We start from the raw sequence: 20,964 nt of genomic DNA, 5'->3' as shown, positions 1-20,964 counted from the left end.
CGCCGGCAGGACTGGACCCATGCAGACCGTATTGATTGTCATTCATCTCATGATCGTGCTGGCGCTTGTCGGCGTTGTGCTTATCCAGCGCTCCGAAGGCGGTGGCCTCGGTATCGGCGGCGGTTCGGGCTTCATGTCGGCGCGCGGCACGGCCAATGCGCTGACCCGCACGACCGCGATCCTCGCAGCACTCTTCTTCATCACCTCGCTCGGCCTCGGCGTATTGAACCGCTACGAAAGCCGTCCGACTGACATCCTGAACCGCATTCCGGCAACGAGCGGGCAGGGCAACGGCATTCTCGATTCGCTCGGCGGCCAGCAGCAGAACGGCGCCGCCGCTCCGGCTGCACCTGCGGCTCCTGCCGGCAACGGCGTTCCGACCGGTGGCGACGCACCTGCGGCTCCGGCTGCTCAGGCACCTGCCGCGACCGCTCCGGCTGCGCCTGCAGCCACCGCACCGGCTCCCGCCGCGACCACGCCGGCCCCGGCAGCGACTGAAACTGCTCCGGCAGCACCGCAGGCCACCACGCCTGCCGCTCCGGCCCCGGCGACTGCTCCCAGCGGACAGTAAGCCGAACGACGCATAAACCGCCGGCAGGCCCCAGGGTCTGCCGGTTTTCTTTTGTCTTGAAGTCACCGACAGCGATCGCGCGGCAAGCGCGTGAAGAATGCTGTTAAATTAGAGCCCTAAAATTCAGGAAATGAATTTTAGGGCTGGTGGAATCGTTTTTGAAAAGGTAACCGGTAGCTCCCATGGCGCGATACGTATTCATCACTGGCGGCGTGGTTTCCTCTCTCGGTAAAGGAATTGCGGCCGCCGCTCTCGGAGCGTTGCTGCAGGCCCGTGGTTACCGGGTGCGGCTGCGCAAACTCGACCCCTATTTGAACGTGGATCCGGGCACCATGAGCCCGACCCAGCACGGCGAAGTCTTCGTCACCGACGATGGCGCGGAAACCGATCTCGATCTTGGCCACTACGAGCGCTTCACCGGCCGCTCGGCAACCAAGACCGACAACATCACCACCGGCCGCATCTACAAGAACATCATCGACAAGGAACGCCGCGGCGACTACCTCGGCGCGACCGTGCAGGTCATCCCGCACGTCACCAACGAGATCAAGGATTTCGTGATCGAGGGCAATGACGAGTACGACTTCGTCATCTGCGAAATCGGCGGCACCGTTGGCGATATCGAAGCGATGCCCTTCATGGAAGCCATCCGCCAGCTCGGCAACGACCTGCCGCGCGGCACGGCCGTCTACGTCCACCTGACGCTGATGCCCTATATCCCGGCAGCCGGCGAACTGAAGACCAAGCCGACCCAGCATTCCGTCAAGGAGCTGCAGGCGCTCGGTATTCACCCCGATATCCTGCTGGTTCGTGCCGATCGCGAAATCCCGGAAGCTGAGCGCCGCAAGCTCTCGCTGTTCTGTAACGTCCGCGAGAGCGCCGTCATCCAGGCGCTCGACGTTGCCAACATCTACGATGTGCCGATCGCCTACCACAAGGAAGGCCTCGACAACGAAGTCCTGGCAGCCTTCGGCATCGAGCCGGCGCCGAAGCCGCGCCTCGATTCCTGGGAAGAGGTCTGCAATCGCATTCGCACGCCTGAGGGTGAGGTCACGATCGCGATCGTCGGCAAGTACACCGGCCTCAAGGACGCCTACAAGTCGCTGATCGAAGCGCTGCACCATGGTGGTATCGCCAACCGTGTGAAGGTCAATCTCGAGTGGATCGAATCGGAAGTCTTCGAAAAGGAAGACCCGGCGCCCTATCTCGAAAAGGTCCATGGTATCCTCGTACCCGGCGGTTTCGGCGAGCGCGGCTCGGAAGGCAAGATCCTTGCTGCCCAGTTCGCCCGCGAGCGCAACGTTCCCTATTTCGGTATCTGCTTCGGCATGCAGATGGCAGTCGTTGAAGCCGCCCGTCATCTGGCCGGCATCGAGAAGGCCTCGTCGACCGAGTTCGGCAAGACCGACGAGCCGGTGGTCGGCCTGATGACCGAATGGGTCAAGGGCAACGAGCTGCAGAAGCGCACCTCTGCCGGCGACCTCGGCGGCACCATGCGCCTCGGCGCCTACAAGGCCGCGCTCAAGAAGGACACCAAGATCGCCGAGATCTACGGCTCGACCGACATCTCCGAGCGCCACCGCCACCGCTACGAAGTCAACATCGACTACAAGGACCGCCTGGAAAACTGCGGCCTCGTCTTCTCCGGCATGTCACCGGATGGCGTGCTGCCCGAGACCGTCGAATACCCTGACCATCCCTGGTTCATCGGCGTCCAGTACCACCCTGAACTGAAGTCCCGCCCGCTTGAGCCGCACCCGCTGTTCAAGAGCTTCATCGAAGCGGCGACCGAGCAGAGCCGGTTGGTTTAAGACATCTCGCAAGACGATAGAGAAGGCCGCTTTCGAGAGCGGCCTTTTTGCTTTTCTGGTCAAGGACTTGGGTTGGCCGAGGTCCTGTGACAAGCACGGAAATGAATGCGGAGTGGACGAAGTTGACGCCCAGTCGTAGGGTGAACGCAAGCTTAACGAACTCAGGAGCCGACGATGGTGTCTGTAGTGCGCAAGGGGCGTGAAGCGCCCAAGGTCGCCGGCATGCGCCCCATCCGGATTTGGGTGCCTGACACACGGCAGCCCGGATTTGTCGAGGAGTGCCGTCGCCAATCACTCCTGACAGCGCAGGCGGATAAGGCCGATAGCGACCTCGGATCCTTTATGGATGACGCGCTTGCCGACCTAGATCACAAATAATGAGGCAAGGTGATTTCGTTGCGGAGCCACCGCCGGGATATTCCCGAAACAACAAAAGCCGCCGACATCCAAAGATGCGGCGGCTCTTTCATTCCCAAATTTACGACGCGCCGCCTCAGGCCGCGCGTTGTCCCCGCGCAGGGACACCTGCTTCCGTCCCCTGATCGCGGATCATGCCGCGCCGGTTAAGCTTGAAGTGGTTGACCAACTCAGCCAGCAGCGCCGCACCCGATGCAAGCTCCGAGCTGATGCCCGTCGTGCGCTCCACCATGCCGGCATTTTGCTGTGTCATGCGGTCGATTTGCGAGACGGCGTTGTTGATTTCCGAAAGGCCGGTCGATTGCTCGGCGGCGGCGGTCGCCAGCGCGGTCATGTTGGTGTCGATCGATTCGACGAAGGTCTCGATCTCGTTGAGCGCCGTGCCGGTCGCGTCGACGAGGCGAACGCCTTCGTTGACTTCCTTGCCGGAGTTTTCGATCAGACCCTTGATCTCCTTGGCGGCCTTGGCCGAGCGCTGTGCCAGTTCGCGCACTTCCTGGGCGACCACGGCAAAGCCCTTGCCGGCTTCGCCGGCACGCGCCGCCTCGACACCTGCGTTCAGCGCCAGAAGGTTGGTCTGGAAAGCGATCTCGTCGATGACGCCGATGATCTGGCCTATTTCCTTCGAAGCCGAGGCGATCCGCTGCATGGCGGTGATCGTCTCACGCACGACGGCAGCGGAGGTCGAGGCCGAGGCGCGCGCGCTCTGCACCAGCTTGCGCGTCGCCTGCGTGTTTTCCGTCGAGGACTTGACCGTCGCCGTCACCGTCTCAAGCGCGGCGGACGTCTCCTCGAGCGAGACCGCCTGTTCCCTTGTCCGCGCGGAGAGCTGCTCGGCGGCGTCGCGCATTTCCTGGCTGTTGCCGTTCAGTGCGTTGGTCTGCTGCAGCACCTTCACCAGCGTTGCCTGGAACGCGCCGATCGAGGTGTTGAAATCGCGGCGCAAGGTCTCGAATTCGCCGACGAAGGGCTCGTCGATGGTCTGGCGGATATTGCATTCGGAGAGACGGGCAAGACCGGCGCCGAGATCGTTGACGACCTTCATCCGCTCGGTGACATCGGTCGCGAACTTCACGACCTTGAAGACGCGGCCCGACGCATCGATGATCGGATTGTAGGACGCCTGGATATAGATCTCGCGCCCGCCCTTTGCGATCCGTTTGAACTGGTCGGCGGCGAACTCGCCGGCGGCCAGTTTCGCCCAGAAGGTCTTGTATTCCGCGGAGCGGCTGTAATCCGCTTCGCAGAACATCGCGTGATGCTTGCCGACGATCTCGGACAGGGAATAGCCGAGCGTCGCCAGGAAATTCTCGTTGGCCGTGATGATGTTGCCCTCAGGCGTGAACTCGATGACTGCCTGTGCGCGTGAGAGCGCTTCGAGCTTGCCCTTGTCCTCGGCCGCCTGCTTCTTGGCGGCGGTGATGTCGGTCGCGAATTTCATCACCTTGTATGGCTTGTTGCCGCGATAGATCGGATTGTACGTCGCCTCGATCCAGATCTCGCGGCCGCCCTTGGCGATGCGTCGATATTGGCGCTGGTCGAACTTGCCTTCGCCAAGCCGCGCCCAGAAATCCGCATAATCCCTGGAGTTCGCCTCGGCCGGATCGACGAACATCCGGTGATGCTTGCCGACGATCTCGCTGAGCTCGTAGCCGACCGCCTTGCAGAAATTCTCGTTGGCCGTCAGAATCTTTCCGGTGAGGTCGAATTCGATGATTGCCTGCGACTTGTTCAACGCGTCCAGCACAGCGCTGCTGGAAGAGCTGATGCTTGATAGAAATCCGACCATGGACAAACCCCGATATGCCAAGCGTGCCAAAATGCACGCCGGGCAAATCTATGGGATTTGAGTAAATATTCGCTAAATCTCTATTAGTGTTGAGTTTTTCGGATTATGCGACCTTTGGTAGAGGGCCGGTATAGATCGAGCGGGGGCGGATCAATCGGCCGTTGAGTGCCTGCTCCCGGGCATGGGCGATCCAGCCCACAGTGCGCCCGATTGCGAAGATGCCGGTAAAGGCCTGCCGCTCGAAACCAAGCGATTCGAGAAGCAATGCCGTGTAGAACTCGACATTGACGTCGAGCGGCCGATCCGGCTTCCGCTCCCTGAGGATGGCAAGTGCCAATCGCTCGACGGACGCGGCCAGCGCCATCCGTTCACGATCGACCTGGCCTGATCGGACCAGAGGCGAGAGCGCATTCTTCAGCGCGTCGGCTCTCGGATCGCGAACACGATAGATCCGGTGCCCGAACCCCATCAGCCGCTCTCCGTGATCAAGTGCCGCCGTCAGCCATGCATGGGCGTTGGCTTCAGTTCCGATCGCATCCAGCATATCAAGTACCGGGCCGGGCGCGCCGCCATGAAGCGGTCCTTTCAGAGCGCCGATGGCGGCCAGTGCCGAGGATGTCAGCCCAGCCTGGGTGGAGGCGACGACGCGCGAAGCGAAGGTCGAGGCGTTCAATCCATGGTCCGAGATCGTCACCAGATAGGCGTTCAGCGCCGCGGTCTGCTCCGCGCTCGGCATCCTGTCGGTCAACATCCGCAATATGTCCGCTGATTGCGACAGCGACGCATCCGGCGCCACCGGCCGCTGGCCGGCTTGCAGCCTGAGGATGGCGGGCAGAAACACGGCGGGCGCTGCCATCAGGCGCAGAGCCGTGTCGAGATCCTGCCCATCGGCAAGGCGTGCGATCATGGCGCGCATGGCGTCGACAGGTGGCAGCGCCAGAAGCCCTTCGTCCAGATGCGCGACGTGCGAATAGAGGTCGACCCTCGCGGCGGCGAGCAGCGACCGCAATGTCGTCGCATCGACCGGACGCTCCATCAGTCCGTCGAGCAGCAGTGCTGCGACACCCTCATATGTCTCACCGGGAACGAGATCATCAAGCGAGACGCCGCGTATCACCAGGCGTCCGCGTTCACCGTCCACATCGGACAGTTGGGTTTCCGCTGCGATCACATCTTCCAAGCCGTTCTTCATTGCGTTTCTCCTTTACGCTTGGAAAGATCGGACCTAGATAGATTGACGTCAATCTTGATGAATAAGATCAATGTAAGAGGCTCTCATGACGTGGCTGACGGCCGAGGAAGCGTTGGAACGGCTCGGCACGAAGCCGCAGACGCTTTATGCCAATGTCAGCCGCGGTCGCATCCGCGCGAAGCCCGATGCCGCCGATAGCCGCCGGAGCCTCTATCATTCCGAGGACGTCGCGCGTCTGGCCAAGCGCCATGCGGGCAGGCGAAAGGCGGAGGCAATAGCCGCCGAGACGATCGACTGGGGCGAGCCGGTCCTGCCGACCGCGATTTCGATGATCGCGTATGGCCGGCTTTACTATCGCGGTCGCGAGGCGGTCGCCTTGTCCGAAAGGGCGACGTTCGAGCAGGTCGCGGCCGTGTTATGGGAGAGCCCGGCAGCCATATCCCCGCCAATCGAGTTGCCCACAGGCGAGCCATCAAGGATATCAGGCGCTTTCGTTTTGTTGGCGAGGAGAGCGGCGGCGGATCTGCCGGCTTTGGGCCGTGCGCCTGCCGCGTTGAAGACGGAGGCGGGGCAGGTGCTTGCGACAGTGGCAGCCGAACTTGCTCCAAGCCAGATGCCCGACTTGCCGCTGCACGAGCGCCTTGCACAGAGTTGGGATCGGCCGGAGGCGGCGGAGCCGATCAGACGGGCACTTGTGCTCGCCGCAGAACACGAACTCAACGTTTCCGCATTCGCGGCACGCGTCACCGCCTCATCGGGGGCTTCACTGGCCGCAGCCACGCTATCCGGCCTCTCGACGCTGACCGGCCCTCGTCACGGTGGGGCTTGGCAGGGCGCCGTGCGGCTGATGGATTTGTCGCGGGAAATCGGCGCGCGCGAGGCGATCAGGACCATGTTGGCGACGGAAGGCGTGGTGCGGGCCTTTGGCCATAAGCTCTATCCAGACGGCGATCCGCGCGCGGCGGCGATCATGCGTTCGTTCGAGATGCCGAAGCGCTACGCCGAGATTGCCGCTCTTGGCGCCGAGCTGTTGGGCGAGCCCGCGAATATCGATTTCGCGCTGGCGGCGATGGCCGGGCATTTCGACCTTCCCGACGACGCGCCGCTTATCATCTTTGCGCTTTCCCGCACCGCCGGCTGGCTCGCGCACGCCATCGAACAGGTGACCAGTGGAACTATGATCCGCCCGCGTGCCCGCTATATTGGACCATCGCCGGAGGCGCTTTGATGGAACGCGGGATGGTCTCATCGCCTGTGTAACTGCCGCCAAGCGCATTGCGGTGCCGGGCGAGGCGGGGTTAGAGTGCGCTATTCAGTCGTGGGGCGGAAATTGCTACAGGGGGATATCATGGAGACAGTATCGTACGGTCGTCCTTGTCTGGCCACCGCCATCGCCGCGACGACATTGCTTTGGGCGGGCCTCTGGGCTGGCTTGGCATCGGCACAGTCAGCCGGCTGCACGCTTGAACGCGTCGCCGGCACGTCGCGCCAGATCATGCGCTGCGCCGATGGCGTGACCGTCACTGCCGAAGGTGGTGCGCGGTTCCAGCTTGTCGACAGCAACGGCGACGGTCGTCCCGATTCTGTGTCGCTGCGTAGCAAGGCGGTCCTCGTCGATGTCGATAGCGCCAGACGCAGCGGTGGCTTTCAGGTAGTCACACCTCAGGCGATCGCCGCAGTGCGCGGCACGCGTTGGGCCGTCGACGTCAAGAATGGCACAACGTCGGTCTTCGTCGTACGTGGGCGTGTGGCTGTGGGCAGGCCATCGGCGGGGCCGAGGGTCGTGCTGGCGCCGGGCGAGGGCGTGGATGTGTCGCGCACGAGCGGCGCGCTCACTGTTCGGCGCTGGCCGCAGCCGCGCGCGGCGGCGCTTCTTACGCGGCTGGGCCAGTAGTCGCCCATGCAGGCCAGACGGCTTCTGATAACCATATCGCTGATCGCGGCCGCCCTTTGGGGCGGCGCGCTCGGCTATCTCCACATGCAGGGCAATGCCGGCTTTCTCGATCGCATGGAAGCATCGCTGGCGGACCTCAGAAGCCATCTCATTGGGCCAAGCAGCGCGCCTTCGGTTGTCACCATCGTCGCGATCGATGACCAGACGGCGACCGCCAACGGATATCCCCTGAGCAGGGCGACGCTCGCGCGGCTGGTGGAAACCATCGGCGCGCTGAAGCCGAAGGTCATTGCGCTGGACTTGCTGCTCGTTGATCCCGGACCGGAGGAGGGTGATCAGGCGCTCGTCGATGCGCTGAAGGGCGTTCCGACTGTCATCGCTGCGGCCGGCGTCTTCCCGTCAAGTCTTCAGTCGGTGACATCGAGTGCCGAGGATCCGCTAGCGACCATTCCGGTGGCTGATCGGATGATGTTGCCGATCGCCCGTTTCGCCGATTCAGCCGCGATCGGCGTCGTCAACGTGTCGACCGATCAGGGTGGGACGCCGCGTTATATTCCGCTGATCTCGCGCGGCGCGCAGCGCGTCGATGCCTCGTTTCCGCTGCGGGTGGCATCGGTGGCGCTCGGCGTCAATCCGGCCTTTACGCCGGCCGCTCTTGCCTTGGGCGAACTGCGCCTGCCGACCGATATCGGCCAGCGCCTGCCGCTGGCCTTCTACGGACCGCGCGGAACGATCCCCACCTTCAGCGCCGCCGATGCGCTTGCCGGCAAGATCGACGCCAAGATGGTGGAGGGCAGGGTGGTCGTGATCGGCTCGACGGTAACCGGCGGCGGCGACGTCTTTCCGACGCCGTTCGATCCGGTGCTTCCGGGCGTCGAGGTCATGTCCACAGCCATTACCCGGCTGATTGCAGGCGACAATATCGTGCGCGACGGCAATGTGCGCTCGTTCGATGCGCTGCTCGGGGTCGCTCTGCCGGTGCTGATCATCAGCCTGCTCGGCTGGCGCCGCAGCGCCGTGGCCTATAGCGCCATCGCAGCCGCCGTGCTGGCGTGGCTCACGTTCAACATCGTCGCCTTCTCGCATGGCTATTGGTTCAGCGCCGCGCTGCCAATCGCCGCGACCCTGCCGCCGGTGCTGCTGTTCGGCGCGATGGAGCTGTGGCTTGACCGCCGCCGCGCCACCCACTTTGCGGCGCAGAGCGACCTGCTGCAGCGAATCGAGGCGCCGGGCCTCGGCGAATGGCTGGCCCGCGATTCCACTTTCCTGTCACGCCCGGTGCGTCAGGAAGCCGCGGCGGTGTTCGTCGACCTGTCGGGCTTCACCGGATTGAGCGAGGCGATCGGTGCTGCGCGCGTGCAAGAGGTGCTGAGCGGCTTCTTCGAGCTGGTCGATGACGAGGCGCGCGCCCATGGCGGCGCGATCACCAGCTTCATGGGCGATGGCGCGATGATCCTCTTCGGTCTGCCGCGACCGGCCGATGACGACGCCTTGCGGGCGGCTGCCTGCGCCGTTGGGCTCGGCAATCGCTTGAGGGCCTGGCTTTCAGCAGATCCCGGGCTTTCCGTCCGCAAGATCGGCTTCAAGGTCGGCGCCCATTGCGGCACGGTCGTGGCCTCGCGGCTTGGCACCGGCACACGCCAGCAGATCACCGCGACCGGCGATACCGTCAATGTCGCAAGCCGCCTCATGGAAGTGGCGGCAAGCCGCGGTTTCGAGCTCGCGCTGAGTGCCGCCTTGATGAATGCGGCGGGGGCGGAGGCAGCGCCCAACCATCAAGGGCATATCGAAGGACCGGTCTCAGCCAAGATCAGGGGCCGCGCCGAAAGCATCGATGTCTTCCTGTGGCGCGGACATCCGCTTTGACATTTGTCGTTTGACGCAGTAGGAACAGCCCAACTTTTCAACCGGCAAGTTCCGGACGGCGCACCGTGCGCCCGATTATTCCGAAAGACAGACAAAATGACAGAGATAAGCGGCGTCGTTCCGGCGATCGGCAAGGCGTTGGCGAAGCGCGGTTATTCCGAGCTCACCCCCGTTCAGCAATCCATGCTCGATCCGGCGCTTGCCGCATCCGACGCGCTGGTCTCGGCGCAGACCGGCTCCGGCAAGACGGTTGCCTTCGGCCTCGCCATGGCGCCCACCCTGCTTGGCGACGACGATCGCTTCGAGCCGGCCGCCACCCCGCTGGCCCTCGTCATCGCGCCGACCCGCGAGCTTGCGCTGCAGGTCAAGCGCGAGCTGGAATGGCTCTATGAGCTGACCGGCGCCGTCATCGTCAGCTGCGTCGGCGGCATGGATATCCGCAGCGAGCGCCGTGCGCTTGAGCGTGGCGCCCACATCGTCGTTGGTACGCCCGGCCGTCTCTGCGACCACATCCGTCGCCGCGCGCTCGACATGTCCGATCTGAAGGCCGTCGTTCTCGACGAAGCCGACGAGATGCTCGACCTGGGCTTCCGCGAAGACCTCGAATTCATTCTTGATGCGTCCCCGGAAGATCGCCGTACGCTGATGTTCTCGGCAACCGTGCCGGCCGCTATCGCCAAGCTCGCCAAGAGCTACCAGAAGAACGCCGTGCGCATCGCCACCACGACGGAAGAAAAGCAGCACGTCGATATCGAATACCGTGCGCTGGCCGTCGCCCCGAGCGACCGCGAAAACGCCATCATCAACGTGTTGCGCTATTACGAGGCGACCAACGCCATCGTCTTCTGCTCGACCCGCGCCGCCGTCAACCATCTGACCGCCCGCTTCCATAACCGCAATTTCGACGTCGTCGCGCTCTCTGGTGAACTGACGCAGAACGAGCGCAGCCATGCGCTGCAGGCAATGCGCGATGGCCGCGCCCGCGTCTGCATCGCGACCGACGTCGCCGCCCGCGGCATCGACCTTCCAGGCCTCGATCTCGTCATCCATGCCGACCTGCCGACCAATCCGGAAACCCTGCTCCATCGCTCGGGCCGTACCGGCCGCGCCGGTCGCAAGGGCGTCAGCGCCATGATCGTGCCGCTCAACGCCCGCCGCAAGGCCGAACGTTTGCTCGACAACGCCGGCATCGCCGCCACATGGGCACTGCCGCCGTCGGCTGAGGAAGTTATTGCTCGCGACGAGGAACGTCTGCTCGCCGATCCGATCTTCGAGGAGGCTCCGCGCGAGGAAGAGCAGGACATCGTCAAGCGCCTGCTGGACGCGCATGGCGCCGAGAAACTCGCAAACGCCTTCGTCAATCTCTATCGCGCCAAGCAGTCGGCGCCGGAGGATCTGATGGAGATCAGCCTGCAGGCCGGTCCGCGCAAGCCACGCGACAACGCCGATGGCCCTCGTGACACAAGCCCGCGTGGCCCGCGCGACGATTTCGGCCCAAGCGTCTGGTTCTCGCTGTCCGTCGGCCGCAAGCAGAACGCCGAGCCGCGCTGGCTGATCCCGATGATCTGCCGCAACGGCAACCTCACTAAGCGCGATATCGGCGCCATCAAGATGCAGCCTGAAGAGACCTTCGTCGAGATCGCAGCCGGCAGCGCCGACGCCTTCCTCGCCGCGACCGGTCCGAACAAGACGATGGAACGCGGCATCCGCGTCAGCCGTCTGCCCGGTACGCCGGAATTCGGTCGCCAGGATTATGGCAAGTCGGATTTCAACAAGTCCGGCCCGAAGCCTTACGCCGCCAAGAAGAGCTACGACGATCGCCCGCGCGACGGCGGCTTCAAGAAGGGACCGCGCAGCGATGCGGCTCCGTCTGGCGAGCGCGACAGCAAGCCGTGGAGCAAGCCCGGCAAGCCGAAATTCGAGGGCAAGCCGAAATACGAAGGCAAGCCGAAGTTCGACGGCAACGGCCCGAAGCCGAAGTTCTCCAAGAAGAAGGGCTGAGGCCCAAAGCGTGACGGCGAGGATCGCATGCGCCGCCTGTCGTTCGGATGGTTCTGATTTTCAGGACCCCACTCGACCTGGCAGCCATGCCTCGCCGTCTTTCATTTCTGGCAATCGCGAAACGCTGAATTCGCGATTGCTGATCCGGACCAGGCGACGACATGCGCGATAAGACCGAGAGCATGACATCCGTTTCCGCTGCCGATGGTGCCCACGCGCAGAAGCGCACATCCTCCTTCGACGTCAGCGCCTTCATCGCCAGGAATCTCCAGCTTCTACCGGTGCCCGGCCTTCAGGATATCCAGCTCTACACCGCGCATTCTGGCAGCCGCCTGTCACGGCTCGGCGGCACTGATCCCGACGCGCCGGCGCCTTACTGGGCTTATGGCTGGGGCGGCGGAGCGGTGCTGGCACGTCATATCGCCGAGAACCCGCATCTCGTCCGCGACCGGCGCGTTCTCGACCTCGGCACTGGCTCCGGCCTCGTCGCAATCATCGCCGCCAGGGCTGGTGCCACATCCGTGGTCGCCGCCGACATCGACGAAAACGCCATCGCCGCCGCCCGCCTCAATGCGGCCGCCAATGGCGTAGAGCTCGATCTCCTGCGTGCCGACCTCCTCGACGGTCCGCCGCCTTCGGTCGATATGGTTCTGGCCGGTGACCTCTTCTATGACGAAGCGCTGGCAAAACGCGCGCTGGCGTTTCTCGAAACCTGCCGCGCCGCCGGCATCGACGTCCTGATCGGCGATCCCTATCGCGCGCCATTGCCAAAGGAGAGGCTGCACTGCATTTCCGAGTTTTCCGTGCCGGATTTCGGCCTTGGTGGTGACGGGAGCGAGGCGCGCGCCGGTGTCTTCAGCTTGGCCACGGTTCCGGACCTCTAGCCAATTCCACGCGCTCCAGCGTCAGCCCGCCGCCGCCTGCAGCTCCAGCAGCACCCGCATGGCCTCTTCGGCGTCGGCCGTTGGCACGAAGACGTGGTCGTGATGATAGGCGGCGACCATGTTGCAGGAGATGTCGTGACTGGCGAGAGCGGTGGCGACGGCGGCCGTCAGCCCAACACCTTCAAGAGAGGAGAAGACGGTGAGGGTGATCCGCCGCATGATGAGCGCGGTGTCGAAGCCCAGCCGTTGCGCATCGCCGGCCAGCAGTATCAAGGACACGCCTTCGGCTTCGCGAAACCAGCCAAGCGACAAAGGCGCAGCCTGCATGGCTAGCTGCTCGTCTTCCGTCGTGCAAAACACATAGTCTGCGGCGTCAAGGCTCGGCGTCATGCCACGCAGCATGGCCTTCGTATCGCGAACCGGCTCGATGGTCATGATCAGGCGTCCCAGCTATGAGTGAAGTGCGCCGAGTGTGGAACAAGCGCGGTATCCGCACAAGCCACCGCAATGACAGCAATCAGTCGGCAGGCGCGCCCGATCGAGCGTTCAGCCGAGCAGCTCCGGACGGATCAGCATGACCTCGCACGCCTCTCCCTCGGCAAGCTCCGGCGCGTGCGGCGGTCGTATGATCAGGCAGTCGGCTTCCGCGAAAATCTTCATCATCGACGAATCCTGCTTGCCGAATGGCTCGACCTTCAAGGCGCCAGATGGGGAATGCACCACTCTTGCCCTGACATAATCCTGCCGCTGGTCGTTGGCCTTCATGCTCACGCCAACTTCCGCCGTAGCGCTCCGCTTGACCGGAGGCAGCGACGCGAGCTTGTGGATCAGTGGCTCAAGAAACAGCAGGCCGCAAACGAGGCTGGAGACCGGGTTGCCAGGCAGGCCGAGCACATGGGTATCGCCGAAATTGCCGACCATCAGTGGCTTTCCCGGCCGCATGGCGATCCGCCAGAAATCGAGCTCCATGCCCGCGGCAAGCAGCGTTGCCTGCACGAGATCGTGGTCGCCGACCGATGCGCCGCCCAGTGTGACGATCACATCGACCTTGGCTTGCCGCGCTCTCTCGACGGCAGCCGTGATCGCCGCCTTGTCATCGGCAACGATACCGAGATCGAGCACCTCGGCGCCGGCCTTGCGCGCCAGTGCCGCAATCCCGAACGTACTGGAGGCGATGATCTGCGAAGGGCCGGGCTGTTGTCCTGGCGTCACCAGTTCGTCGCCGGTGGCAAGCAGCGCCACCAGAGGCTTGCGCCGGACATCGAGCGTCGCGTGGTTCATGCCGGCGGCAACGGTCAGTCGCGAGAAATCGATCACCGCGCCTGCCATCAGAACGGGCTCGCCCTCACGAAAGTCCTGCCCGCGTGGCCGCACATGCTGGCCGAGCCGCACGGGATAGGTGGTGCGGATGCCGTTGTCCGTCTTTTCAGCGTCTTCCTGCAGCAACACGCTGTCGGCGCCCTCGGGAACCGGCGCGCCGGTGAAGATCCGCACAGTCTCGCCGGCGCCGATCGTGCCGTCAAAGGCATGCCCCGCGGACGACGTCCCAATCACCCGCAGTTCACTGCCGGGCTCAAGGGCGTCCTCGCCGCGCAAGGCGTAGCCGTCCATCGCCGATGAATTGAAGGGCGGCTGTGTCAGCCGCGCCGCGACGTCGGTGGCGAGAACACGCCCCTCGGCCTCAGCCAGGGGAACGGTTTCGAGCGCCATGACCGGCTTTGCCCGCGACAGCAGGCGTTCCTGCGCTTCGGCAACGGGCAGCAGGCTCATTTCGCATGCTCCGGATGTCTGAAGTCGCCAGACTTCCCGCCCGATTTCTCAAGCAGGCGGATGCCGCCGATCTCCATCGCCTTGTCGGCGGCCTTGGCCATGTCGTAGATCGTGAGGCATGCGACAGACACGGCCGTCAGCGCTTCCATCTCGACGCCGGTCTTGCCGGTGAGCTTGGCGGTCGCCGTGACGCGCAGGCCGGGAAGGGCGCTATCCTCGGCAATCTCGACGGAAACCTTCGTCAGCATCAGCGGATGGCAGAGCGGGATGAGATTGCTGGTCTGCTTGGCGGCCATGATGCCGGCTAGCCGCGCCGTGCCGATCACGTCGCCTTTCTTGGCGTTGCCCTCGAGGATCAGTTGAAGCGTCGCCGGTGCCATCTTCACATGGCCCTCAGCGGTCGCGATGCGGGTCGTGTCGGCCTTGTCGCCGACATCGACCATATGCGCTTCGCCGGCCGCGTCGATATGGGTCAGACCCGCCTTCTCGCCACTCATCTTATTCGGCCGCCAGCGAGGCCTGGCCGAACAGCAGCGCCTGCGTGGCCGCCGTCACATCGTCCTTGCGCATCAGGCTCTCGCCAACCAGGAAAGTGTTGATGCCGAAAGCCTGCAGCCGCTTGCAATCCTCATGCGTGAAGATGCCGCTCTCGCCGACCAGCAGCCGGTCATCCGGCACCATGGCCGACAGTTCCTCGCTGACCGTGAGGCTGACCTCGAAGGTCCTCAGGTTGCGGTTGTTGATTCCGACCAGCGGCGAGGAGAGCTTCAGCGCCCGTTCCATCTCTTCGGCGTCGTGTACCTCGACGAGCACATCCATGCCGAGCCCGAAAGCCTCGTCCTGCAGCCGCTCCGCATCGCTGTCGGAGAGCGAAGCCATGATCAGGAGAATGCAATCCGCGCCCCAGGCACGGGCTTCCTGCACCTGATAGGTCTCGAACATGAAATCCTTGCGCAGGGCCGGCAGCTTGCACGCCGCCCGCGCTGCCATCAGAAACTCGGGCGCGCCCTGAAAGCTCGGCGTGTCCGTGAGTACCGACAGACAAGCCGCGCCGCCAAGCTCGTAAGCCTTTGCCAGAGCCGGCGGATCGAAATCCGGACGGATCAGTCCCTTGGACGGGCTTGCCTTCTTGATCTCGGCAATCAGGCCGAACTGGCCCGCATCGCGCTTGGAGACCAGCGCCTTGTAAAAACCGCGCGGCGCGGTCTGGTCCTGCTGCATCGCCTTCAGATCGGCGAGCGAAACCTTGGCCTTTGCCGCCGCGATCTCTTCGCGCTTGTAGAGTTCGATCTTCTGCAGAATGTCGGTCATGTCGCAATCCTAGTCGAGGTCGTTGGATACGGCGACAAGTTTGTCGAGCGCACCCGCGGTGGCGCCGCTGTCGAGCGACTGCGCGGCAAGCCGCATGCCGTCGTGCAGTGTTTCCGCCTTGCCGGCGATCACGAGCGATGCGGCGGCGTTGGCAAGCGCGATATCGCGGTAGGCGTTCTTCGCGCCGCTCAGCACATCGCGCAGCGCAGCCGCGTTTACGATCCCATCGCCGCCCTTGATCGCCTGAAGCTCGACAGTCTCGACGCCGAAGTCGCTAGGCGACAGCTCGAAGCTTCTGATCTTGCCGTTCTCAAGCGCCGCGACGCTGGTCTTGCCGGTGGTGGTGATTTCATCGAGGCCGTCGCCGTGCACGACCCAGACGCTCTCGGAGCCGAGATCGCGCATCACTTCGGCAATCGGCATGACGAGCTGCGACGAGTAGACGCCGAGCAGCTGGCGGCGAACGCCGGCCGGATTGGAGAGCGGGCCGAGAACGTTGAAGATCGTGCGCGTGCCGAGTTCGACGCGCGACGGGCCGACATGGCGCATCGCCGAATGGTGCTGCTGCGCGAACATGAAGCCAACGCCGGCTTCGCGAATGCAGCGCGAGATGACCTCGGGCGTAACGTCGAGCTTGACGCCCAGCGCGGCAAGGCTGTCGGCAGCACCCGATTTGGAGCTGAGCGCCCGGTTGCCGTGCTTGGCAACGGGCACACCGGCGCCGGCGACGATCAGGGCCGCCAGCGTCGAGATGTTGTAGGTGCCGCTGGCGTCACCGCCGGTGCCGACAATGTCGATGGCATCGGCTGGCGCTTCCACCGTCAGCATCTTCGAGCGCATGGTCGTGACGGCGCCGACGATCTCGTCGACCGTCTCGCCGCGAACGCGCAGCGCCATCAGAAAGCCGCCGATCTGAGAGGGCGTCGCCTGGCCGGACATCAGGATGTCGAAGGCCTCGCGGGCCTCCTCACGTGTCAGAGGTTCGCGGCTTGCGGCCTTCGCCAGGAGCGGCTTCAGATCGGTCATGCGTTCATCTTCCCCTTAGCGCGAGGCTGCCTGTTCGGCGAGCTGCTGGTTGATCGACACGCCATACTGCGTCTGCAGCAGGGAGACCATCTGGTCCAGGATGTCGTCGCCGGCGGCGTTCGCGATCGCGTTGATCTGCTGGTCCTGGTTAGCAAGCACGTCGCCTGTTGGCTCGGTGTTCACTTCGGTCACCTTCATCAGGATCTGTGTCGTCGGATCGGCGCCGATAGCGGTCGCGATCGTGTCGATCGGGCCGGAGAAGGAGGCGTTGACGCCACCAGTGCCAAGAACCACGTCGTCCATGCCGCGGGTGATCCCGCTCTTGCTCTCGACCTGAATGCCAAGCGGTGCGGCGATATCAGCGAGCGAGGTACCCTTCTGGGCCTGCTGCTTCAGCTCGTCCGCCTTCTTGGCGAGTTCCATCTTCTGCTGTTCGGCGGTCCAGTCGGCAACGGCCTTGTCGTGAACTTCGGCAAGCGGACGGTCGCGCTCGGGCGTGATGTCGCCGAGAGCAAACCACAGATAGCCATCCGTACCGATCGACAGCGACGGGATATCAGCGCCAGCTTCGGCACGGAACACCGCGCCCAGCACCTGCTGCTTTTCCGGGATGTCCTTGACCTCGTTGCCGGCCTTGTCCAGGCCCGTTGCATCGACGGCGTCGATGGTCACGGCCCTGAGCTTCAGCTGCGTGGCGATCTGGTCGAGCGTCGAGCCGGAGCTGCGCAGGTCTTCGATCTGATCGTGAACGGTGATCATCTGCTGCGATGCATTGGCGACGGCGAGCTGCTTGCGCAGGTCTTCCTTGACCTCGTCGAAGCTCTTGGCGCTCTCCGACTTGATGTTGGTGATACGTAGGATAACCGGGCCGAAGCTGCCGTCGACGACGGGCGAGGTGCCGCCGTTGCGGGAAACCGCGAAGGCCGCGTCGGCAACGGACTGGTCGGGAACCTTGTCCTTGGTGAATTCGCCGAGCATGACGTCGTTGGCCGTCTTGCCCTGGTCGGTCACCAGCTGGTCGAAGGTCGTGCCTGTCTTCAGCGCATTGGCGGCCGCGTTGGCGAGATCCTTGTTCTGGAAGGTCAGCTGCTCGATCGTGCGGCTTTCCGGCGTGCGATAGGCGTCCTTGCGCTTCTCGAAGTCTTCGCGGATCTGATCGTCGGTCACCGTTCCGGCATCGGCGATGTCGGCCGGCTGCAGTTTCAGATAGGTGAACTTGCGATACTCGGGCGCACGATAGCGCGCCTTGGCGCCTTCGAACCACTTTGCGAGAACGTCGTCAGCCGGCGCCTTGATCGGCTCGATATTGGCGTTGGTCAGCAGCAGGTAGTCGATGCCGCGGCTTTCCTGGCGGTAGAGCTTCAGCGAATCGACCAGCGTCTTCGGAGGCGTGAAGCCGTTCGAGATCGCGTCGACGATCTGGCTGCGGACCGCGACCTTGCTGCGCTCCTTGATATAGTCGTCTTCGCGGATGCCGGCATTGCGCAGGCGTGAGGTAAACAGCGAACGGTCGAACTGGCCGTTGACGGCCTTGAACGCCGGATCGTCACCGATCAGCTGGGCAAGACGATCCTCGGAGAGGCCGAGCCCCATGTCGGCGGCGAGCTGGTCGAGCGAAGCGCCGGCCACCAACTGCGAGATCACCTGCTGCTCGACGCCAAAGGCGCGGGCCTGATCAGGTGTCAGGCGCATGCCGAACTGCTGGCTGAGGTTGGAGACCTGACGCTGATAGGCGAGGCGGAACTCGTTGACGTCGACCTGCTGGTCGCCGACCGTAACCACGGTCGTGCTGTTGCTGCCGGTCAGTAGGGAGTGTGACACACCCCAAATGCCGAAAGAGGCGACCAGGAGCAGCATCAGGAGCTTGGCCGCCCAGGTCCGGGCAGCTCTACGCAGAAGATCGAACATCGAAACGCAAACCTCGCATTATATTCGCCCGTTCGCGGGCAAAGCATTGGACGTTCCTTAGAGCAAACGCATGAGGAATTGAAGGGTTATCGCGCGAAAACATCTGCGCTATACCAGCCGTGTTTCGCGACGCCGATCGAAGACAAAAGATGCTCGCCTGCGGAACCTTTGGCAGCGCTATTTCGTTGAGCAGCATCCCCAAGAAACAGGAGCAAACAATGGCCGACATGAAAACCGCCTCCGCACAGTCCACAGCCGCGCGCGTCAAGGCGGAGATTGCAACGGACGACCTGTCCGCGCAGGTCGCCGCATTGCGGGAAGATTTGGCGCGTTTGTCCGAGAGCGTTGTCGCGCTGGGGCAGGGTGCAAAGACCGCCGTTGCAGATGAGGCCTCAGTTTTGACCGAGCGCGTTCGCGACAAGGTGCGCGAAGAGCCGATCCTTGCCATCGCGGTGACCGCCGGCGTGGCATACCTGTTTGGCCTGATGAGCCGCAGATAGAATTTTCTGAAATGAGATCGAAAGGGCCGGGCTGTGGAGCTCGGCCCTTTTTGCATCCGATTTTCGGCACGCCGAATTCGCCAAAGAAGACGCTTGTGAGAACTGTGCTTTGGTTGACCGATCATCTTACCCGGATGGTCGCCATGAGGCAGGAAATCACGCAAATGTGAAATACAACCACCGGGGGATTTTTATGAAATTACTCGACACATTGTGGAGTGATTGGACGTGGCGCACGCCTCGATGAGCGGAAGCCTCTCGCATGATGATCCATTTTGGTCGCAATGTTATTTTGGTGCCGCTTTATGGTTTATATAAAATCAACCTTTAGACGAATTTAGCAGGATACATAGAGTCAAAATATGTTCGAATATAAAAGCGGAAATATGGTAGCGATGTGATCTCGATTGTCTCGGATAATACTATGTAGAACTTTGACGGGGCGATAGATGTTGCTTGGTTGTTTTGTCGATGCCGAAGTATGCTTCATCATTTTCAATGATGTATCGCCAACTATGGAACATATTTATCACCCCATTCGCATCACTTTCGGTCAGGTTGCATGACTGATCGCTTTAGGCGAGTGTCGTTGAAAAACCTCATCCGCTGGCAAAATTTAGGTTTTGATCAGCAATCCCTTGCTCAACCTGCAATCTATGTCATGGTACAGCCTTGGACATGAGGGGTAACAGAGATGATCAATCTTCAGTCAGCTCGCAGTGACACCAACCACGACCAGCGTTTGCTCGATTGCCGCGCCGACGTCGAACCAGCACTCCACCAGATTATCAGAGAAGCGCAGAAGAACGGCTGGGCGGCGGCCGAGGTGGCCATGGCGATCGCCGATGCCGCCGACGATTACATTCTTCTGCTGGCAAACCGCAAAACCACCGCACACTGATCGTCTTTTCCTTCGCTCATCCGACGTCTTCGCTCGTGCTCCAGCGCCATTATGCGAGATCACGGCGCGAAGACGCGGCCGGGCTGGTTGACGGTGCCGACGAAGCAGCTTAAAGCCTTCGAAACCTGATTTGGTGACACCCAAGGTGCGCGCATTTTGCCGCCGGGCCATCAGATTGGTGCGCTGGATGGGTGGCCGAGTGGTTTAAGGCAACGGTCTTGAAAACCGTCGTGCGGGGAACCGTACCGTGGGTTCGAATCCCACCCCATCCGCCAATTTCGCTTTGGTCCGACCCGGACGCGCGGCTAAACTCCGTACCGAATACATAGGTGGCAACCTCGTCCCTTGTTGCCGATCACGTGCGCAGACCGGCTCTCGGGCGGGCTTGGTCTTGCACTGAGCATAGCTTTCAGGTGGCCGTCAGGCTCATTCATCAAAGTCCCGCTCGCACTTTGATGAATGAGGTTTGTCGTCATGCGTTTCGCCGCCAGTCGGAAGAAGATCCTATTGAGAGCCGCCGCCTGCGTGTTGTTCGCAGGCGCCCTGTTCGGAGGCTATATCGGCTATCTGCAATTGAGCGGGAATTTTCACAGCGTCGTTCATGGAGAGTTTTACCGATCGGCGCAGCTCTCTCCAGCGCAGCTTGAGCGCCACGTCCGCGATCACGGCATCAAGACGATCATCAACCTGCGCGGCGAGAATGTGAACGCGCAGTGGTACAATGCCGAGGTCGAAACGGCGGCGCGGCTTGGTGTCCAGCACATCGATTTCGCAATGTCGTCCGGTACCGTCCTGACACCCGAACGGGCGGACCAGTTGGTCGCCATCATGAAGGCGGCGCCGAAGCCGATCCTCGTGCACTGCCAGAGTGGTGCCGATCGAACCGGCCTGGTGTCGGTCATCTATAGCCAGCAGATCGCGGGCGTCGGCGAAGATGTCGCTGAGCGCCAACTGTCTGTGCGTTACGGCCATGTCGCCATACCGCATGTTTCGTCCGTCTACGCGATGGATGTCAGCTGGGATCGGTTGGAAACGCATTATGGCCTCAAGGGCTAAGGGCAAAGCTGACTCGGGCTAGGGGCTGCAAGCTGTATTTTGTGTCTGCGTAGGAGGGGAGATGCAG

19 protein-coding genes and 1 tRNA gene are annotated in these 20,964 nt (G+C 63.0%); 12 read left to right on the top strand and 8 right to left on the bottom strand.

Annotated features, from left to right (window positions below; translation table 11 throughout):
• Positions 1–19: 19 nt before the first annotated feature.
• From secG to ACCD05_RS00320, 3 genes are all read left to right on the top strand, one after another.
• Positions 20–571, top strand: a complete 552-nt coding sequence (gene secG / locus ACCD05_RS00330; protein WP_047510429.1) for a preprotein translocase subunit SecG — start codon at positions 20–22, stop codon at positions 569–571.
• 182 nt (positions 572–753) lie between these two features.
• Positions 754–2,382, top strand: a complete 1,629-nt coding sequence (locus tag ACCD05_RS00325; protein WP_289726408.1) for a CTP synthase — start codon at positions 754–756, stop codon at positions 2,380–2,382.
• Positions 2,383–2,556: 174 nt separating this feature from the next.
• Positions 2,557–2,760, top strand: coding sequence for an antitoxin MazE family protein (locus ACCD05_RS00320; RefSeq protein ID WP_413390457.1), 204 nt, complete (start codon positions 2,557–2,559; stop codon positions 2,758–2,760).
• Between the two features lie 115 nt (positions 2,761–2,875).
• Here ACCD05_RS00320 and ACCD05_RS00315 read toward each other — a convergent pair whose 3' ends face one another.
• Together ACCD05_RS00315 and ACCD05_RS00310 are read right to left on the bottom strand one after the other, a co-directional pair.
• Positions 2,876–4,588, bottom strand: a complete 1,713-nt coding sequence (locus ACCD05_RS00315) for a methyl-accepting chemotaxis protein (protein WP_413390455.1) — start codon at positions 4,586–4,588, stop codon at positions 2,876–2,878.
• Positions 4,589–4,691: 103 nt separating this feature from the next.
• Positions 4,692–5,780 (bottom strand): citrate synthase/methylcitrate synthase, encoded by a 1,089-nt coding sequence (locus ACCD05_RS00310; protein WP_413390453.1) that lies wholly within the window; start codon positions 5,778–5,780, stop codon positions 4,692–4,694.
• Between the two features lie 85 nt (positions 5,781–5,865).
• On the opposite strand from ACCD05_RS00310, the gene ACCD05_RS00305 reads away from it, so the two are divergent.
• The 5 genes from ACCD05_RS00305 to ACCD05_RS00285 all read left to right on the top strand — a co-directional run bounded on the left by ACCD05_RS00305 (position 5,866) and on the right by ACCD05_RS00285 (position 12,425).
• Positions 5,866–7,008, top strand: coding sequence for a citrate/2-methylcitrate synthase (locus tag ACCD05_RS00305; RefSeq protein WP_413390451.1), 1,143 nt, complete (start codon positions 5,866–5,868; stop codon positions 7,006–7,008).
• Between the two features lie 120 nt (positions 7,009–7,128).
• Positions 7,129–7,674, top strand: a complete 546-nt coding sequence (locus tag ACCD05_RS00300; RefSeq protein ID WP_413390449.1) for a FecR domain-containing protein — start codon at positions 7,129–7,131, stop codon at positions 7,672–7,674.
• Positions 7,675–7,680: 6 nt separating this feature from the next.
• Positions 7,681–9,540 (top strand): CHASE2 domain-containing protein, encoded by a 1,860-nt coding sequence (locus ACCD05_RS00295; RefSeq protein ID WP_413390447.1) that lies wholly within the window; start codon positions 7,681–7,683, stop codon positions 9,538–9,540.
• Positions 9,541–9,636: 96 nt separating this feature from the next.
• A complete protein-coding gene (locus ACCD05_RS00290; RefSeq protein ID WP_413390445.1) occupies positions 9,637–11,541 on the top strand; it encodes a DEAD/DEAH box helicase in 1,905 nt (634 codons plus the stop codon).
• 161 nt (positions 11,542–11,702) lie between these two features.
• A complete protein-coding gene (locus ACCD05_RS00285; RefSeq protein ID WP_413390443.1) occupies positions 11,703–12,425 on the top strand; it encodes a class I SAM-dependent methyltransferase in 723 nt (240 codons plus the stop codon).
• Positions 12,426–12,446: 21 nt separating this feature from the next.
• Here ACCD05_RS00285 and ACCD05_RS00280 read toward each other — a convergent pair whose 3' ends face one another.
• From ACCD05_RS00280 to ACCD05_RS00255, 6 genes are all read right to left on the bottom strand, one after another.
• Positions 12,447–12,860 (bottom strand): ACT domain-containing protein, encoded by a 414-nt coding sequence (locus ACCD05_RS00280; RefSeq protein ID WP_413390442.1) that lies wholly within the window; start codon positions 12,858–12,860, stop codon positions 12,447–12,449.
• 111 nt (positions 12,861–12,971) lie between these two features.
• A complete protein-coding gene (glp, locus tag ACCD05_RS00275; RefSeq protein WP_413390440.1) occupies positions 12,972–14,195 on the bottom strand; it encodes a gephyrin-like molybdotransferase Glp in 1,224 nt (407 codons plus the stop codon).
• Positions 14,192–14,692, bottom strand: coding sequence for a cyclic pyranopterin monophosphate synthase MoaC (gene moaC / locus ACCD05_RS00270; RefSeq protein ID WP_413390438.1), 501 nt, complete (start codon positions 14,690–14,692; stop codon positions 14,192–14,194). Before moaC ends, glp begins: the two co-directional genes overlap by 4 nt.
• Position 14,693: 1 nt before the next feature.
• Positions 14,694–15,506, bottom strand: a complete 813-nt coding sequence (gene trpC, locus ACCD05_RS00265; RefSeq protein WP_413390436.1) for an indole-3-glycerol phosphate synthase TrpC — start codon at positions 15,504–15,506, stop codon at positions 14,694–14,696.
• A 9-nt stretch (positions 15,507–15,515) separates the two neighbouring features.
• A complete protein-coding gene (gene trpD, locus ACCD05_RS00260) occupies positions 15,516–16,532 on the bottom strand; it encodes an anthranilate phosphoribosyltransferase (protein WP_413390434.1) in 1,017 nt (338 codons plus the stop codon).
• Positions 16,533–16,547: 15 nt separating this feature from the next.
• Complete coding sequence (locus tag ACCD05_RS00255; RefSeq protein ID WP_413390432.1) at positions 16,548–18,440, bottom strand: SurA N-terminal domain-containing protein; 1,893 nt, start codon at positions 18,438–18,440, stop codon at positions 16,548–16,550.
• A 218-nt stretch (positions 18,441–18,658) separates the two neighbouring features.
• Between ACCD05_RS00255 and ACCD05_RS00250 the strand changes: the two genes are divergently transcribed.
• The 4 genes from ACCD05_RS00250 to ACCD05_RS00235 all read left to right on the top strand — a co-directional run bounded on the left by ACCD05_RS00250 (position 18,659) and on the right by ACCD05_RS00235 (position 20,897).
• Positions 18,659–18,940: a hypothetical protein gene (locus tag ACCD05_RS00250; RefSeq protein WP_018899882.1), complete on the top strand. Its 282-nt coding sequence runs from the start codon at positions 18,659–18,661 to the stop codon at positions 18,938–18,940.
• Positions 18,941–19,634: 694 nt separating this feature from the next.
• Positions 19,635–19,841, top strand: coding sequence for a hypothetical protein (locus ACCD05_RS00245; protein WP_018899881.1), 207 nt, complete (start codon positions 19,635–19,637; stop codon positions 19,839–19,841).
• Positions 19,842–20,026: 185 nt separating this feature from the next.
• Positions 20,027–20,116 (top strand) — tRNA-Ser (locus ACCD05_RS00240).
• A gap of 199 nt (positions 20,117–20,315) precedes the next feature.
• Positions 20,316–20,897, top strand: coding sequence for a dual specificity protein phosphatase family protein (locus tag ACCD05_RS00235; protein WP_081993033.1), 582 nt, complete (start codon positions 20,316–20,318; stop codon positions 20,895–20,897).
• Positions 20,898–20,964: the final 67 nt, after the last annotated feature.

The organism is Rhizobium sp. Rhizsp42 (genome assembly GCF_047304155.1).
Classification (GTDB): Bacteria; Pseudomonadota; Alphaproteobacteria; order Rhizobiales; family Rhizobiaceae; genus Rhizobium.
Note: the sequence above shows the minus strand (reverse complement) of the source record. Positions and strands in the feature narration are given on the sequence as shown.